We start from the raw sequence: 16,554 nt of genomic DNA on the forward strand, positions 1-16,554 counted from the left end.
TCTAAAGATCGGCCCGGCCTCCCAGTGGCGGGCCGCCGCCTATCCGGAAGGAAACGCGTGGAAGCCAACCCTCGTAGCACCGGGCGTCTGCCGGCAGCCTTCCTGACGCCGGGCTCGTCGTCGTTCATGGACTTTCTGGGTGACCATGCGCCCGAGATGCTGCCCGGAAGGCGCGTCCTGCCGCCCGTCAAGGGCGTCATAGAGGCTCCGCACGGCACGACGATCGTCGCCGCCGCGTTTCCCGGCGGCGTGGTGCTCGCCGGTGACCGGCGGGCCACCATGGGCAACATGATCGCGCAGCGCGACATCGAGAAGGTCTTCCCCGCCGACGAGTACTCGGCGGTGGGCATCGCCGGCACCGCCGGTCTCGCGGTGGAGATGGTCCGGCTCTTCCAGCTGGAGCTCGAGCACTTCGAGAAGGTGGAAGGCGCCCAGCTCTCCCTGGAGGGCAAGGCGAACCGGCTCTCCACGATGATCCGCGGCAACCTGGGCATGGCCATGCAGGGCCTGGCCGTCGTCCCGCTCTTCGCCGGCTGGGACATCGACCGGGAGAAGGGCCGCATCTTCTCGTACGACGTGACGGGCGGCCGTTCCGAGGAACACGGATTCGCGGCGACGGGCTCCGGCTCCATCTTCGCCCGCGGATCGATGAAGAAGCTCTACCGCGACGATCTGACGGAGCAGCAGACCACCACGCTGGTGGTCCAGGCGCTGTACGACGCCGCCGACGACGACTCGGCGACCGGCGGCCCGGACGTGGCCCGCCGTATCTATCCGATCGTCACCGTGATCACCGAAGAGGGATTCCGGCGGCTCACCGAGGCGGAGTCCTCCGAGCTGGCCCGCTCGATCCTCGAGCGGCGGCTGGAACAGCCCGACGGCCCGCGCGCCGCGCTGCTCTGACGGCTCCTGTCCTTCGAACCGACGTGATAACGACAGAAAGGGACGGATAGCCGGTGTCGACGCCGTTCTATGTCTCACCCCAGCAGGCCATGGCCGACCGGGCGGAATACGCCCGGAAGGGCATCGCCCGCGGTCGCAGCCTTGTCGTGCTGCAGTACGCCGACGGCATCGTATTCGTCGGCGAGAACCCGTCCCGTGCGCTGCACAAGTTCAGCGAGATCTACGACCGGATCGGCTTCGCCGCCGCCGGCAAGTACAACGAGTACGAGAACCTGCGGATCGGCGGCGTCCGGTACGCCGATCTGCGCGGATACACCTACGACCGTGAAGATGTGACGGCCCGTGGGCTCGCCAACGTCTACGCGCAGACGCTGGGCACGATCTTCTCCAGCAACGCGGAGAAGCCGTACGAGGTGGAGCTGGTCGTCGCCGAGGTCGGGGCCCGCCCCGAGGGTGACCAGATCTACCGGCTGCCCCACGACGGTTCGATCGTCGACGAGCACGGCTCGGTCGCGGTCGGCGGCAACGCGGAGCAGATCAGCAGTTTCCTCGACCAGCGCCACCGGGACGGGATGACGCTCGCGGAGGCGCTCAAGCTCGCCGTACAGGCGCTCTCGCGGGACACCAACGGCAGCGAGCGGGAGATCCCCGCCGAGCGGCTCGAGGTGGCGGTCCTGGACCGTACGCGGCCGCAGGAGCGGAAGTTCAAGCGCATCGTCGGCCGTCAGCTGTCGCGCCTGCTGGAGGCGGACGGCGATGCGGCCACACCTACCGACACCCCTTCGGACACCGAGGAATAGCCGCTCAGGACTCACCGTCCGTGCCCCGGGCCGCTGGATGGCCCGGGGCACGGACGCGTCATGGGACGGTGCGTCAGGCGCGCCCGGTGGAGCCGCGCACCATGAGTTCCACGGGGATCTCGCCGCCCTCGGGGCGCCGGCGGTCCAGGACGGCCAGCAGGGCGGCCATGCCCCGCTCCCCGACCCGCTCGGCGGGCAGCCGCACGGTGGTGAGTTCGGGCTCCACGGCGGTCGCCAGAGCGAGGTCGTCGAAACCGGTGACCGACACGTCCTCGGGCACCCGCAGTCCCAGGCGGCGCACGGCCTTGCAGGCTCCCGCCGCGACGATGTCGTCGTCACAGACCAGCGCGGTCGGCCGCGGCCCGGGACAGGTCAGGGCCAGTTCGGCGGCCTGTCTGGCCCCGTTTACGTTCAGGGGCGCGCGCACCGTACGTACGACGGCGTCGGGGGCCTGACGCAGTGAGTCGTGGAGGGCCGCGGCGCGTACGTCGAACGTCCAGGACGCCACGGCCGAGGCGAGATGGACGAACCGGCGGTGGCCCAGGGCGAGCAGATGCTCCGTCACTTGGCGCATGCCGTCCCCGATGCCGAGGTTGACGTACGCGGCGGCGCCGGGGTCCGCCGGATCGCTGTCCAGCATCACGAGCGGCAGCCCCGCGCCCCGGATCGCGCCGAGGGCGCCCGTGGCCATGGAGGACGCGATGACTCCGTCCAGCGCCGCCTGCGCCGAGGCGAACGGGTCCCGGGCGGGTCCCGTGCCCTCGGGGGAGGGGTAGAGGACGACGCCGAAATCGTGCTCGGCAGCCGTTCGGGCGGCGCCCGCGTAGACCCGGGCGAAGAATTCGTTGGTCAGCGCGGGCACCACGAGCAGCGCGGTCCTGGTCCTGCCGAGCCGCAGATTCCGGGCGGCGAGGTTGGGGCGGTACCCGAGCTCCCGCGCGGCCCCGCGCACCAGATCCGCCGTGCGCTCCGACACACGCCCGCGCCACTTTTCCCCGAGCACCAGCGAGACGGTCGCCTGCGAGACCCCGGCGGCACGGGCGACATCCCTGCTGGTCGGCGGGGCGGGGGGCGCCCCGGTACCCGCGGCGTCGTCGGTGTCGTCCGGGCTGGTCACTCGTGCCTCCGCAGCAACGGCTTCGGGCCGCGAGGTGGACCCCGCGGACGGGCTCATGGTACGTATGACACAGAACGTTATACGTACAACTTCGGTTCGCGCCGGAGCGGAGAGGGGCGGACATGGCCGCGGGATACGCGGAACTGCTGAGGACGCGGTACGCCGCGCGCCTGCTGGCGGGCACCCTGGTGGGGCGGCTGCCGAACGCCACCGCCCCCATCGCGATCGTGCTCCTCACCCGCGCCGAGGGCGGCAGCTACTCGCTGGCCGGCGGCCTCGCCGCGGTGTACGGGCTCGCCAACGCGGTGGGTCAGCCGTTGCTCGGCCGCGCCGTGGACCTGTACGGGCAGCCGCGCGTGCAGCTCCCCGCCGCGTTCCTGTCCGCGCTCGGCATGGTCCTGCTCACCTTCGCCGGAATCGACCCGCTGCCCCTCGCGTACGCCGCCGTGGCCCTCGCCGGCGTCTTCACCCCGCCGCTCGAAGGGGGCCTGCGGGCCCTGTGGCCCAACGTGCTCGGCCGCGAGGACCGGGTGCACCGGGCGTACGCCATGGACGCGGTGGCGCAGGAAATCATGTTCACCGTCGGCCCCTTGCTCGTCACGCTGCTCGTGGCGCTGTGGTCGCCGGCCGCCGCACTGCTCGTCATCAACGCCGTGGGCGTGCTGGGCGCGCTCTCCGTCGTACTCTCCGAGCCGTCGCGCACCTGGCGTTCGGCGCCCCGCGAGGCGCACTGGCTGGGCGCCCTGCGCTCGCCGGGCCTGCTGGCCCTCCTCGGCTCGTTCTTCTTCATCGGCCTGGCGCTCGGCTCGATCACCGTCGCGGGTGTCGCCTATGCCGACGACCACGGCCGGGAAGCGGTGTACGGCTGGCTGATGGCGGCGCTCGGGCTCGGCGCGCTCGCGGGCGGCATGGTGTACGGCGCCCGGCAGTGGGCCGGCGCCCCCGAGCGGCGGCTTCGGTTCATCGTCGCCCTGCTCGCGGCGGGTTACCTGCCTCTGATGCTCACGCCTGGTGTCCCCGCGATGGTCGCGCTCGCCGCGGTCTCCGGAGTCTTCCTCGCGCCCGCGCTCGCCTGCGCCTTCATCGTCGTCGACCGGCACGCGCCGCGCGGTACCGTCACCGAGGCGTTCTCCTGGCTCGTCACCACCTTCGGAGTAGGCGCCGCGGTGGGAACCGGCGCCGCGGGGCCGGCCGTCGAGTACGGAGGCACCGCCGCGAGTTTCGCCGTCGCCGCGGGCGGCGGAGTGGCCGCTCTCATGGTCCTGCTGGCCACCCGACGGGTTCTCACGATTCCCGATACCGCACCCCTTCCCCCGGACTCTGTCGCAATCCCTTGCGAAAATGATCGAATCGGTGCGGCCGAACCCGGTTTCAGGACAGGCCATCAGGCGTAATGTTCAGTCATGGACCGCCGCATTTTCGGGCTGGAGAACGAGTACGGCGTCACGTGCACGTTCAGGGGACAGCGCCGACTGTCTCCTGACGAAGTGGCGCGCTACCTCTTCCGCCGTGTTGTGTCATGGGGCCGCAGCAGCAATGTCTTCCTGCGGAACGGCGCCCGCCTCTACCTCGACGTGGGATCGCATCCGGAATACGCAACTCCCGAATGCGACAACGTGACCGAGCTCGTCACCCACGACAAGGCGGGCGAGCGCATTCTCGAAGGCCTGCTCGTCGACGCCGAACGCCGCCTGCACGAGGAGGGAATCGCGGGCGACGTCTATCTCTTCAAGAACAACACCGACTCTGCGGGAAACTCCTACGGCTGTCACGAGAATTACCTGGTGGCCCGCCATGGGGAGTTCTCCAGGCTCGCGGACATCCTCATCCCGTTCCTCGTCACCCGCCAGCTCATCTGCGGCGCCGGCAAGGTGCTGCAGACACCGCGTGGCGCGGTCTTCTGCGTCAGCCAGCGCGCCGAGCACATCTGGGAGGGCGTCAGCTCCGCGACGACCCGCTCCCGGCCGATCATCAACACCCGCGACGAACCGCACGCGGACGCCGAGCGCTACCGCAGGCTCCACGTCATCGTCGGCGACTCCAACATGTCCGAGACGACCATGCTGCTCAAGGTCGGTGCCACCGACCTCGTCCTGCGCATGATCGAGGCGGGCACGGTGATGCGCGACCTCACTCTGGAGAACCCCATCCGGGCCATCCGTGAGGTCAGTCACGACATCACCGGGCAGCGCAAGGTGCGCCTGGCCAGCGGACGTGAGGCCTCCGCCATAGAGGTACAGCGCGAGTACTACGAGAAGGCCGTGGACTTCGTCGACCGCCGCGGCATCCGCACCGGCACGGTCGAGCAGGTCCTCGAGCTGTGGGGCCGCGCGCTCGACGCGATCGAGGCCGAGGACCTCGACCGGATCGGCACCGAAATCGACTGGGTCATGAAGTACAAGCTCATCGAGCGCTACCGCGCCAAGCACAACATGACCATGTCGCACCCGCGGGTCGCCCAGATAGACCTCGCGTACCACGACATCCACCGTCGGCGCGGGCTCTATTACCTGCTGGAGAAGAAGGGACAAGCCGCGCGGATCTGCAACGACTTGAAGATCTTCGAAGGCAAGTCGGTGCCGCCGCAGACCACCCGGGCGCGGTTGCGCGGCGACTTCATCCGCAGGGCACAGGAGCAGCGGCGGGACTTCACCGTCGACTGGGTGCACCTCAAGCTGAACGACCAGGCACAGCGCACCGTGTTGTGCAAGGACCCCTTCCGGTCGGTCGACGACCGGGTGGAAAAGCTCATCGCCGGTATGTGATCGGTCATTGCCGGTTCTCCGGAACGCAACCCGGGCCCCGCACGTTTCTCGTGCGGGGCCCGGGCCACGCCTTAGAGTGGCGGGCGACTACTGTGCCGTCTGAGATCTGAGGAACACGTGCGCCGACTTGCCGGCCTACTTGTCGTCCCCCTGCTGCTGCTCTCGACAGCGGCGTGCGGCAGCGACGACAAGGGCTCCGACTCCACCTCGTCAAAGAACGGACTGCCGGCGATCACCGCGGGAGCCAAGTTCGGCGAGAAGCCGACCCTCGCCAAGGGGGAAGGAGATCCGCCCAAGGAACTGAAGACCGAGGTCCTCAGCAAGGGCAAGGACGACGCTGCGACCCTCAAGAAGGGTGACGCCATCGAGGTGAACTACCTCGGACAGCAGTGGGACTCCACGAAGCCCTTCGACAACAGCTTCGACCGCAAGCAGCCCTTCCCGCTGACCCTCGGCGCAGGCATGGTCATCCCCGGCTGGGACAAGGGCCTGGAGGGCCAGAAGGTCGGCAGCCGCGTCCAGCTCGTCATCCCGCCGGAGATGGGTTACGGCGCGCAGGGCCAGCCCCCCACGATCAAGCCCAACGCCACCCTGGTCTTCGTCGTGGACATCCTCAAGGCGAAGTCCATCCCCTCGTCCGCCAAGGGCAAGGAGGTCGCGCAGGACAACATCGACCTGCCCAAGGTCGGCACCAACACCGACGGCAAGGCACCGAAGGTCACCGTGCCGAAGAAGTCGGACCCGCCGAAGAAGCTCGTTTCCAGCTACGTGCTGGAGAGCGACGGTGCGACGGTGAAGGACACCGACACGGTGTCCGTCGCCTACCAGGGGCTCGTCTGGAAGGACGGCAAGCTCTTCGACAGTACGTACGCCCAGGGCAAGACCCAGCAGTTCGCGCTGCCGCAGGTCACCCTGAAGGGTCTCAAGGACGGCCTGATCGGCAAGAAGGCCGGCAGCCGCGTGCTCCTCGTCATCCCGCCGGACCAGGCCTTCGGTGACAAGAAGCAGCAGACCATCCCCCCGAACTCGACGCTGGTCTTCCAGGTGGACATTCTCGCGGTGATGTAAGACTGTCCAGGTTGCCCAGTTCGTAGTACAGAGGAGCATTTCCGTGAGCATCGACAAGCCCGAGGTCGACTTCCCGGGTGGCGAGCCGCCGAAGGACCTGCAGATCAGGGACATCTGGGAGGGCGACGGCGAGGTGGCTCAGAAGGGCCACAACGTCAAGGTCCACTACGTGGGCGTGGCGTTCTCCACCGGCGAGGAGTTCGACTCCAGCTGGAACCGCGGCACCCCGCTGCAGTTCCCGCTCGGCGGCGGGCGCGTCATCGCCGGCTGGGACCAGGGCGTACAGGGCATGAAGGTCGGCGGCCGTCGCGAGCTGATCATTCCCCCGCACCTGGCGTACGGCGACAGCGGTGCCGGCGGTGTCATCAAGCCGGGCGAGACGCTGATCTTTGTCTGCGACCTCGTCGCCGTCTGATCACGCACGAGCAGGCCAAAAGAGGGGCCCCACGCCGTCCGGCGTGGGGCCCTCGGCTTTTGCCGCGACACCCCGGGGCGGTACGGTCGAGGGTCGTAGAGCAAGAGAGAGGGTGCCGATGGCGATTGCCAAGGCCGAACGGTTGATGAATCTGGCGTTGTGCCTGCTCGGGACCCGGCGCCCGCTCAGCAAGCGGGAACTGCGGGCGTCCATCGAGGCCTACCTGGAGGCCGGCACCGACGATTCCTTCAACCGGATGTTCGAGCGCGACAAGGATGATCTGCGCGAACTCGGTCTGGTCATCGAAACCGTCGAAAACCTCGACGGCGACGCCGGCTACCTGGCCCGCCGCGACAGCAACCGCCTTCCCGCCATCACCCTCGACGCCGAGGAGGCCGCCGCCCTCGGCCTCGCCGCCAAGGTCTGGCAGCAGGCCCGCCTCGCCGGCGCCGCCAGCGGCGCCCTGCAGAAGCTCCGGGCGGCGGGCATGCCGGAGGCGGAGGACCCGTTCGAAGGCCACCACAGCGCCCTCGAACCCCGCATCCCCGTCCACGAGACGGCCTTCGAGCCGCTGATGCTGGCCTGCCGAGACCGGCGCCCCGTCGTCTTCGACTACCGCAAGGCCAACGCCGCCCGCGCCGAGACCCGGCACGTCGAGCCGTGGACCCTGGAGTGCTGGCGCGGCCACTGGTACCTCGCAGGATGGGACCGCGAGCGCGGCGCCGAGCGGGTCTTCCGGCTCTCCCGGATCACCGGCAAGGTCCGCTCCCGCGCCGGGGCGTTCACCGCCGAGGTGCCGGACGTCGTGACCGTGCGCGAGACCGTCGAGAGCTGGGCGGGCGAGACCGCGACCCGCACCGCGCTGATCAAGCTGCGCCAGGGCTCCGGCTACCCGCTGCGGGCCAGGGCCACTGTCGTACGGGATCTGGGTGACGGCTGGGACGAGCTGGCTGTTCCGTACGGTCACGGGCTCGACGCCTGGCTCGTCGAGCTCGGCTCCGAGGTCGTCGTACTGGAGCCCGCTGATCTGCGGGCGGACGTCGTGGACCGGCTGCGCGCCGTGGCCAAGGACTGAGAAGGACCGAGGAAACAGTCACCATGGCCACGAACGCGATCGACCAGACCCGGCGGATGCTCTCCCTGGTGACGTATCTGCGTGAGCGCCCCGGCGCGCACGTCAGCGACGTCGCCCGCGCCTTCGGGATCACCGAGGACGAGCTGATCTCGGACCTCGACGTCCTGCCCATGTGCGGAACGAGCTTCCGGGGCGGCGACCTGCTCGACATCGACACCGACGGCGACCGGATCTGGTGGCACAACCCCGACGACGTCGCCGAGCCGCTGCGGCTCGCAGCCGACGAGGCCACCGCGTTGCTCGTCGCCGCCCGGGCCGTCTCCACGCTCCCCGGACTGCGCGAGGGCGACCGGCAGGCGCTGCTGCGCGCCACGGCGAAGCTGGAGGCCGCGGCCGGTGAGGCGGCGGGCGCCAGTTCCAGACTTTCTGTGACCTTCGAGTCCGAGGGCGGGGTCTTCGCGGACGTCGACCGGGCCATCTCGGAGCGGCGCAGGCTGTGGCTCCGCTACTACTCCCCGGCGCGCGACGAGCTCACCGAGCGCGAGGTCGACCCGATCCGGCTCTTCGCCGTCGGTCACACCTACATGGAGGCCTGGTGCAGGCTCTCCGAGGCGCGGCGGACGTTCCGGCTCGACCGGGTGGCCGAGATCAGGCTGCTCGACGAGCCGTCCGTACCGCCGGAGATCGAACTGCGGGACCTGTCGGAGGGGCTCGTACAGCCTTCGGCCGACGACCCCGAGGTCGTGGTCGAGGTCGGGCCCGGCGGCCGCTGGGTCGCCGAGTACTACCCGCACGACAGCGCGGAGGAACTGCCCGACGGGGGCCTGCGGATCACGCTGCGCACACCGGAACCGGCCTCGTTGCGGCGGCTCGCGCTGCGGCTCGGCAGGGACGGACACATCGTGTCGCCGCCTGAGCTGGCGGTCAGCGCGCGGGAAGCGGCCCGCGAGGCCCTCGCGGCGTACGAGAGCGGCCAGGCGTAAGGAGATTGGTGGACATGTCGCTACTGCCAGGGATTCCCGCCCAGGGCATCCATGCCCAGGTGGGCCCGGTCCTCTTCCGGGCGGGCTGCCCCGACTGCGGGGCCCGCATCGAGCTGTCCGCGGGCTCGCTGCGCCTCGCGATCGGCGCCAGCCGCCGTACGACCTTCTACTCCTTCACCTGCCCCGAGTGCGAGGCGGCGGTGCGCAAACCGGCGGGCGAGCGGATCGTCGAGCTGCTCACCGGGGGCGGCGTGCGGACGCTGCGGCTCCACTCCACCGTCTGACCGTCTAGGCTCTGCGCATGCTCTGGCCGATGCTCGCAATCGCTCTTGGTTTCTGTGGTCTCGCCGTACTCAGCGTCCTGGCGATCCGGGTGTTCGTCGAAGTCCAGCGCCTCGGGCGCCAGGTCGCCGACACCTCGCGGGAGATCAACACGGCCGCGGAGAACCTCGAGCGGGCGGCGGAGAACCTGGCTCGCACTGGCGAAAACTGGCGGTAGGCAGCGCGGCCGCATCCGGGTGGGGGCAGGGGCGTACGCTGGTTGGGCGGCTCCTGGAGCGAGGCGCGGGCCGCAATCCGGAGTACGCACGGGCATTGCCCCGCGTTTACTCCCACGGGTTACGATCGCAGCCAGCGCGGCGACCGGACAAGCGTCCGGCCGGTCGGGCATCAGACTCCCTGTCGCCTCGGTGAAGAAGGTAAAACGCTATGGGTAGGCTCGGCCCCACCGAGATCATCCTCATTCTCGTCATCGTCATTCTGCTGTTCGGAGCCAAGAAGCTTCCGGACATGGCCCGTTCGCTGGGCAAGTCGGCCCGCATTCTCAAGAGCGAGGCCAAGGCGATGAAGAAGGACGACGACCAGAGCGCCCCTGCCGACCCGCCGCCGCACGCGACGGGCCACGCCCAGGACCACACCACGCCCGCGCCTCGTACGATCAAGGCCGCGCCCGGTGACGTGACGAGCTCGCGCCCCGTCGCCGAGCCGACCGACACGACCAAGCGCTGACACCTGGGCCGCCGCAGGCACCGCGAAGACCGGTGATCGCCTGCCGCACGAGATGAGGACGTGGGTTGCTCAAGTCTGCCCCCAAACTGGAGAAGGACCCCGAGGGGCGTATGCCTCTCGTGGAGCACCTGCGCGAGCTCCGCAACCGGCTCGCCAAGGGCGTGCTCGCGATCATGGCGGTCACGATTGTGGCCCTCGTGTACAGCGAGGACCTCATGAAATTCATGACGAAGTCGGTGCCGAAGTGCGAGCCCGGTGTCACCAGTGACGGCGGCAACTGCGCGATCGTCTCCTTCAATACGCTGACGGCTCCCTTCACCGTGACGATCCAGGTGAGCCTCGTCGCCGGTCTCGTCGTCTCGAGCCCGGTGTGGCTCTACCAGCTCTGGGCCTTCGTTGCCCCGGGGCTGCACAAGAACGAGAAGAAGTACACGTACGCGTTCGTCGGTGCCGCGGTGCCGCTGTTCTCGGCCGGTGCCTACCTCGCGTACCTCATCCTCCCCATCAGCGTGAAGGTGCTCCTCAGCCTCACGCCGGGCGGCTCGGCGAACATCCTGTCCCTGGGCGACGTCCTCGACTTCACCCTGCGCATGGTGCTCGTCTTCGGCCTCGCCTTCGAGCTGCCACTGATTCTCGTGATGCTCAACCTCACGGGCGTACTCACCGGCCGCCGCATGCTCGGGTGGTGGCGCGGAGTGATCATGGGGGTCTTCCTGTTCGGCGCGATCATCACGCCGACGACGGACCCGATCGGCATGCTCGCCCTGGCCGGACCCATCACCGTTCTGTACTTCATGGCCGTCGGATTCTCGATCCTGAACGACAAGCGGCGGGCCCGCAGGAACCCGGACGCCGGCCTGGACGACGACGAGGCCTCGGAGCTCGACCTCACCCCGGAGTCGATCGATGAGATCGAGACCGTGTCCGCCTCGCGCGCACTGCCCGCACAGGCGGGCTCCGAGAGCGCCGGGCCGGGACAGAAGCAGCTGAACGGCTACGACGACATCACCTGACCTTGTAGGGTCCGCCGGGTGACCAGCGAGATCACCCTCTTCGTCAATCCCACCGCAGGGCGCGGCCGGGGCGCGCACGCCGCGCAGCCGGCCGCTTCCGCTCTGCGTGACGCGGGATTCCACGTACGCACCGTCCTCGGCCAGGACGCGGACGACGCCCTGCGTCGCGCCCGGGACGCCGTGGAGGGCGGGACCGGGGCGCTCATAGCCGTCGGCGGGGACGGGATGGTCTCGCTCGCGCTGCAGGCGGTCGCCGGGACGCGGACGCCGCTGGGTGTGGTCGCCGTCGGGACCGGGAACGACTTCGCCCGGACGCTCGGCCTGCCCGTGCGCGACCCCGCCCGCGCCGGGACGCTGGCAGCCGAGGCGCTCAAGGGCGGGCGGATTCCGGACGTGGATCTGGGGCGGGTGGGCGAGAAGTGGTTCGGGACCGTGCTCGCCTCCGGCTTCGACTCCCGGGTCAATGACCGGGGGAACCGGATGCGGTGGCCCAGCGGTCGACTGAAGTACGACCTCGCGATGATCGCGGAACTGGCCTCCTTCAAGCCGGTCCCGTACCGCATCACGCTCGACGACGGGGACGTCCACGAGGTCGAGGCGACCCTGGTGGCCGTGGGGAACGGGACGTCGTACGGCGGTGGGATGCGGATCTGCGCCGAGGCCCGGGCCGACGACGGCCTCTTCGACGTCACGGTGGTGGGGGACTGCTCCCGTACGACGCTGATCAAGGTCTTTCCCCAGGTGTACAGGGGGACTCACCTCAGCCACCCCAAGGTGTCCGTCCACCGGGCCGCCAAGGTCGAGCTGGTGGCCACGGGGATCACCGGGTACGCCGACGGGGAGCCCGTGGGGGCTCTGCCGCTCACCGCCGAGTGCGTACCGGGCGCGGTCCGGGTGCTCGGCGGCCAGCCTTCTCCAAGGCCTCAATAAAGATCGGGCTGACTGTCATACCTGGCGGGTAGGCTCGAAGACAAGATGACAGAGGACCTTTCCCCAGCTGAGCGTTACGCCGCTGCCCGGACCCGCGCAGCCGAGCAGGCCACCGCGCTCGCGCCCTTCCGCGAGCTGTACGACTTCGATCTGGACCCTTACCAGGTCGAGGCCTGCAACGCCCTTGAAGCCGGAAAGGGCGTGCTCGTGGCCGCCCCGACCGGTTCGGGCAAGACCATCGTCGGTGAGTTCGCCGTGCACCTCGCGCTGGCCGAGCGCCGTAAGTGCTTCTACACGACACCCATCAAGGCGCTGTCGAACCAGAAGTTCCAGGACCTGGTGCGACGCTACGGCGCCGACAAGGTCGGCCTGCTGACCGGTGACAACAGCGTCAACCCGGACGCCCCGGTGATCGTCATGACCACCGAGGTCCTGCGCAACATGCTGTACGCGGGATCGCAGGCGCTGCGCGGGCTCGCCTATGTGGTGATGGACGAGGTGCACTACCTCTCGGACCGCTTTCGCGGGGCCGTCTGGGAAGAGGTGATCATCCACCTCCCCGATTCCGTGACTCTGGTGTCGCTGTCGGCGACCGTGTCCAACGCGGAGGAGTTCGGCGACTGGCTGGACACCGTCCGCGGGGACACCCAGGTGATCGTCTCCGAGCACCGGCCCGTGCCGCTGTGGCAGCACGTGCTCGCCGGACGAAAGATGTACGACCTGTTCGAGGAGTCGGACGACGGCAGGGGCGGCAGGCGCGAGGTCAATCCCGACCTGGTGCGCATGGCCCGCATGGAGAACAGCAGCCCGTTCGCCCGCGGCCGCGGCAGAGGGAACGTGCGGGAGGCCGACCGGGAGCGGGACCGCAGGCAGCGCAGCCGTATCTGGACGCCCGCCAGGCCCGAGGTCATCGAGCGGCTCGACAGCGCGGGCCTGCTGCCCGCGATCACCTTCATCTTCAGCCGGGCCGGCTGCGAGGCAGCCGTACAGCAGTGCCTGTACGCGGGCCTGCGGCTGAACGACCAGGACGAGCGCATGCTGGTGCGCGAGATCGTGGAGGAGCGGACGGCTTCCATCCCGGGCGAGGACCTGCACGTCCTCGGGTACTACGAATGGCTCGAGGGCCTGGAGCGGGGCATCGCGGCGCACCACGCCGGAATGCTGCCGACCTTCAAGGAGGTCGTCGAGGAGCTGTTCGTGCGAGGGCTGGTCAAGGCCGTCTTCGCGACCGAGACGCTGGCGCTCGGCATCAACATGCCGGCCCGCTCGGTGGTGCTGGAGAAGCTCGTCAAGTGGAACGGCGAACAGCACGCCGACATCACCCCCGGCGAGTACACCCAGCTGACCGGCCGGGCCGGGCGGCGCGGCATCGACGTCGAGGGTCACGCGGTCGTGCTCTGGCAGCGCGGCATGGACCCGGGGGCGCTCGCGGGACTGGCCGGGACGCGTACGTATCCGCTGCGCTCCAGCTTCAAGCCGTCGTACAACATGGCGGTCAACCTGGTGGAGCAGTTCGGACGGCACCGGTCGCGCGAGCTGCTGGAAACCTCCTTCGCGCAGTTCCAGGCCGACAAGTCGGTCGTCGGGATCTCGAAGCAGGTCCAGCGGAACGAAGAGGGAATCCAGGGCTACCGGGAGGGCATGACCTGCCACCTCGGAGATTTCGAGGAGTACGCACGACTGCGCCGGGAACTCAAGGACCGCGAGACGGAGCTGGCCAAGCAGGGCGCTACGCAGCGGCGGGTCGCGGCGGCCGCGTCGCTGGAGAAGCTCAAGTCCGGTGACGTCATCCATGTGCCCACCGGCAAGTTCGCCGGACTGGCGCTGGTGCTGGACCCCGGTCTGCCCGCCGGGCGGGCCAACGGGCACCGCGGATTCGACCAGCAGGACGGGCCGCGGCCCCTGGTGCTGACAGCCGAGCGGCAGGTCAAGCGGCTCGCGTCGATCGACTTCCCGGTGCCGGTGGAGGCACTGGAGCGGATGCGCATCCCGAAGTCGTTCAACGCCCGCAGCCCGCAGTCGCGGCGGGACCTGGCGAGCGCACTGCGGACGAAGGCCGGGCACATCGTGCCGGATCGGCACCGCAAGCAGCGCGCCGCGGCGGCCGACGACCGTGAGATCGCGCGGCTGCGCACCGCGCTGCGCGCCCACCCGTGCCACGGCTGCGACGAGCGCGAGGACCACGCCCGGTGGGCCGAGCGCTACCACCGTCTTCAGCGGGACACCAAGCAGCTGGAGCGGCGCATCGAGGGGCGGACGAACACCATCGCCCGTACCTTCGACCGGATCCACGCCCTGCTGACCGAGCTCGACTATCTGCGCGGCGACAAGGCAACCGAGCACGGCAAGCGGCTCGCCCGGCTCTACGGCGAGCTCGACCTGCTGGCGTCCGAGTGCCTGCGCGAGGGCGTCTGGGAAGGGCTCAATCCGGCCGAACTGGCGGCATGTGTCTCGGCGTTGGTCTTCGAGGCGCGGCAGGCGGACGACGCGGTCGCGCCGAAGGTGCCGACCGGGCCCGCGACGACCGCGCTGGCCGAAATGGTCCGGATCTGGGGCAGGCTCGACGCCCTGGAGGAGGACTTCAAGATCAATCAGGCGGAGGGTGTCGGGCAGCGCGAGCCCGATCTGGGCTTCGCCTGGGCCGTGTTCATGTGGGCCTCCGGCAAGGGGCTCGACGAGGTGCTGCGCGAGGCGGAGATGCCGGCGGGGGACTTCGTCCGCTGGTGCAAGCAGGTCATCGACGTACTGGGGCAGATCGCGGCGGCCGCGCCGTCGTCGGCCGAAGGCAGTACGGTCACGAAGAACGCGCGCAAGGCGGTCGACGCCGTGCTGCGGGGCGTGGTCGCGTACTCGTCGGTGGGCTGACGGGGCGGCCGGGCTTCGCGCGGAACCAGTCTCTGCGCCGTACTGGTGCGCCGCTCCCCAGGAGGACCGAGGGGGCGGCGCATTGGTGTGTGTGGGGTCAACAGGGCCTGTGTGACGTCTGGTTGTGAGTTATCCACAGGGGTGGTGCGGTGTCGGACCTGTGCGCTTCGATGGGGTCATGCGGAGCGCAGACACGATGCGCGCCATCTGAGCAGGGGAGCCCCGTCATGACCACGGACACCGGTGCGGCCGTCGGCGTACAGCCCAAGGGGCCGGGGACGACCGTGGCGGGTCCGCGCGGGCTGCCGGTCCTCGGAAACCTGCCGCAGTTCGGGAAGGACCCGCTCGCCTTCTTCGAACGGCTGCGGGCCCGGGGGGACATGGTGCGCTGGCGGTTCGGCCCCACGCAGTCCTTGTTCCTCGCCGAACCGGAGCACATCGGCGAGCTGATGACGGAGACGGAGAGGACCTTCGACCAGCCGGAGCTGGGCATCGCTTTCCGTACGGTGATGGGCAACGGGGTGGTGGTGGCCAGGGGGCCGGACTGGCGGCGGAAGAGGTCGCTGGTGCAGCCGTCCGTGCGGCCCAAGCAGGTGCGGTCGTACGCCGCGACGATGGCCGGGTGCGCGGTCGACCTCGCCGACCGGTGGGCGGACGGTGAACGGATCGACATCAAGCGGGAGATGGCCGCCCTGACACAGCGCATAGCCGTCCGCACCATCTTCGGCGCGGACACCGACGCCGATGCCGGGGCGATCGGGCGGGCCATGGACGTCGCGCAGCGGGAGATAGGCGCGGAGTTCAGCGGCATCGGGGCGCTGCTGCCGGACTGGGTTCCGACGCGGGGGAGGGCCAGGATCAGGCGGGCCGCCGCGGTCATCGACGCCGAGGTCGCCCGGGTGGTCGCGCACCACCGGAAGGGGGACGGGGAGCGTCCCGACCTCTTGAGCCGGCTGCTCGCCGCGCGGGACGAGACCGGGGCGCGGCTCTCGGACCAGGAGATACGCGACGAGACCGTCACCCTGTACATCGGCGGCCATGAGACGACCAGCAGCACGCTGGTGTGGGCGTGGTACCTGCTCGCGCGCAATCCGCGGGTGCGCGAGGCGCTCGCCGGGGAACTGGACCGGGTACTCGGTGACCGTGAGCCGGGCTTCGAGGACTATGCACAGCTGACCTACACGCAGGCGGTGGTGAAGGAGACGTTGCGGCTGTACCCGACGATCTGGCTGCTCACCGGGGTGGCCAGGGAAGGCGCGCGGATCGGCGGGCTGCCGCTGATACCGGGGACGCGGGTGTGGAGCAGCCAATGGGCGACCCATCGCGACCCCCGGTGGTTCCCCGAGCCGGAGGAGTTCCGGCCCGAGCGGTGGGACCCGGAGGACGGCGACGCGATCCCGGAGTACGCGTGGTTCCCGTTCGGGGGCGGTCCCCGGGTCTGCCTGGGCGCGCGGTTCGCCATGGTCGAGTCCGTGCTGGTGCTGGCCGTGCTGGCGCGGCGGTTCGAGCTGGACGTCGACCCGGGCGAGATCCGGCCGGTGCCGACGCTCACGCTGCAGCCGGACCGGGAGGTGCTGGCCACGGTGCGGGCGCGTAGGAGGAGGGTGTGGAT

General features: G+C 69.9%; 15 protein-coding genes and 1 pseudogene. 15 read left to right on the plus strand and 1 reads right to left on the minus strand.

The annotated features are described in order from the left end of the window. Nucleotides 1-57: 57 nt before the first annotated feature. Both prcB and prcA read left to right on the plus strand, forming a co-directional pair. The gene (prcB, locus tag ACWIHY_RS08800) at nt 58-903 is read left to right on the plus strand and encodes a proteasome subunit beta (RefSeq protein WP_454374930.1); all 846 of its coding nucleotides are present in this window, start codon (nt 58-60) and stop codon (nt 901-903) included. Between the two features lie 53 nt (nt 904-956). After that, nucleotides 957-1,703 (plus strand): proteasome subunit alpha, encoded by a 747-nt coding sequence (gene prcA, locus ACWIHY_RS08805; protein ID WP_454374931.1) that lies wholly within the window; start codon nt 957-959, stop codon nt 1,701-1,703. Nucleotides 1,704-1,776: 73 nt separating this feature from the next. Here prcA and ACWIHY_RS08810 read toward each other — a convergent pair whose 3' ends face one another. After that, nucleotides 1,777-2,820 (minus strand): LacI family DNA-binding transcriptional regulator, encoded by a 1,044-nt coding sequence (locus ACWIHY_RS08810; RefSeq protein ID WP_454374932.1) that lies wholly within the window; start codon nt 2,818-2,820, stop codon nt 1,777-1,779. A gap of 122 nt (nt 2,821-2,942) precedes the next feature. Here ACWIHY_RS08810 and ACWIHY_RS08815 point away from each other — a divergent pair, with 122 nt between their 5' ends. The 13 genes and pseudogenes from ACWIHY_RS08815 to ACWIHY_RS08875 form a co-directional block, all read left to right on the plus strand. Beyond that, complete coding sequence (locus ACWIHY_RS08815) at nt 2,943-4,214, plus strand: MFS transporter (RefSeq protein WP_454374933.1); 1,272 nt, start codon at nt 2,943-2,945, stop codon at nt 4,212-4,214. A gap of 9 nt (nt 4,215-4,223) precedes the next feature. Beyond that, a complete protein-coding gene (gene pafA / locus ACWIHY_RS08820; RefSeq protein ID WP_028815457.1) occupies nt 4,224-5,585 on the plus strand; it encodes a Pup--protein ligase in 1,362 nt (453 codons plus the stop codon). Between the two features lie 117 nt (nt 5,586-5,702). Then, the gene (locus ACWIHY_RS08825) at nt 5,703-6,653 is read left to right on the plus strand and encodes an FKBP-type peptidyl-prolyl cis-trans isomerase (protein WP_454374934.1); all 951 of its coding nucleotides are present in this window, start codon (nt 5,703-5,705) and stop codon (nt 6,651-6,653) included. Between the two features lie 43 nt (nt 6,654-6,696). Then, the gene (locus ACWIHY_RS08830; protein WP_454374935.1) at nt 6,697-7,068 is read left to right on the plus strand and encodes an FKBP-type peptidyl-prolyl cis-trans isomerase; all 372 of its coding nucleotides are present in this window, start codon (nt 6,697-6,699) and stop codon (nt 7,066-7,068) included. A 118-nt stretch (nt 7,069-7,186) separates the two neighbouring features. Then, the gene (locus ACWIHY_RS08835; protein WP_454374936.1) at nt 7,187-8,143 is read left to right on the plus strand and encodes a helix-turn-helix transcriptional regulator; all 957 of its coding nucleotides are present in this window, start codon (nt 7,187-7,189) and stop codon (nt 8,141-8,143) included. A 23-nt stretch (nt 8,144-8,166) separates the two neighbouring features. Beyond that, nucleotides 8,167-9,126, plus strand: a complete 960-nt coding sequence (locus ACWIHY_RS08840) for a helix-turn-helix transcriptional regulator (protein WP_454374937.1) — start codon at nt 8,167-8,169, stop codon at nt 9,124-9,126. Between the two features lie 14 nt (nt 9,127-9,140). Beyond that, nucleotides 9,141-9,410 carry a hypothetical protein gene (locus ACWIHY_RS08845; protein ID WP_454374938.1) on the plus strand — a complete coding sequence of 90 codons (270 nt, stop codon included), beginning with the start codon at nt 9,141-9,143 and terminating at the stop codon, nt 9,408-9,410. Nucleotides 9,411-9,427: 17 nt separating this feature from the next. Next, on the plus strand, nt 9,428-9,625 hold the full coding sequence (locus tag ACWIHY_RS08850) for a hypothetical protein (protein ID WP_454374939.1): 198 nt from the start codon (nt 9,428-9,430) through the stop codon (nt 9,623-9,625). Between the two features lie 209 nt (nt 9,626-9,834). Next, nucleotides 9,835-10,134 (plus strand): Sec-independent protein translocase subunit TatA, encoded by a 300-nt coding sequence (gene tatA / locus ACWIHY_RS08855; protein WP_454374940.1) that lies wholly within the window; start codon nt 9,835-9,837, stop codon nt 10,132-10,134. Between the two features lie 110 nt (nt 10,135-10,244). Next, nucleotides 10,245-11,147 (plus strand): twin-arginine translocase subunit TatC, encoded by a 903-nt coding sequence (gene tatC, locus ACWIHY_RS08860; protein WP_454375124.1) that lies wholly within the window; start codon nt 10,245-10,247, stop codon nt 11,145-11,147. Nucleotides 11,148-11,165: 18 nt separating this feature from the next. Beyond that, nucleotides 11,166-12,077 carry a diacylglycerol kinase gene (locus ACWIHY_RS08865; protein ID WP_454374941.1) on the plus strand — a complete coding sequence of 304 codons (912 nt, stop codon included), beginning with the start codon at nt 11,166-11,168 and terminating at the stop codon, nt 12,075-12,077. Nucleotides 12,078-12,122: 45 nt separating this feature from the next. Continuing rightward, nucleotides 12,123-14,942, plus strand: coding sequence for a DEAD/DEAH box helicase (locus ACWIHY_RS08870; protein ID WP_454374942.1), 2,820 nt, complete (start codon nt 12,123-12,125; stop codon nt 14,940-14,942). A 227-nt stretch (nt 14,943-15,169) separates the two neighbouring features. After that, a pseudogene (locus ACWIHY_RS08875) lies at nt 15,170-16,537 on the plus strand (cytochrome P450); the annotation flags it as partial. Nucleotides 16,538-16,554: the final 17 nt, after the last annotated feature.

The sequence above is a fragment of the Streptomyces sp. NPDC055287 genome, from assembly GCF_053646035.1.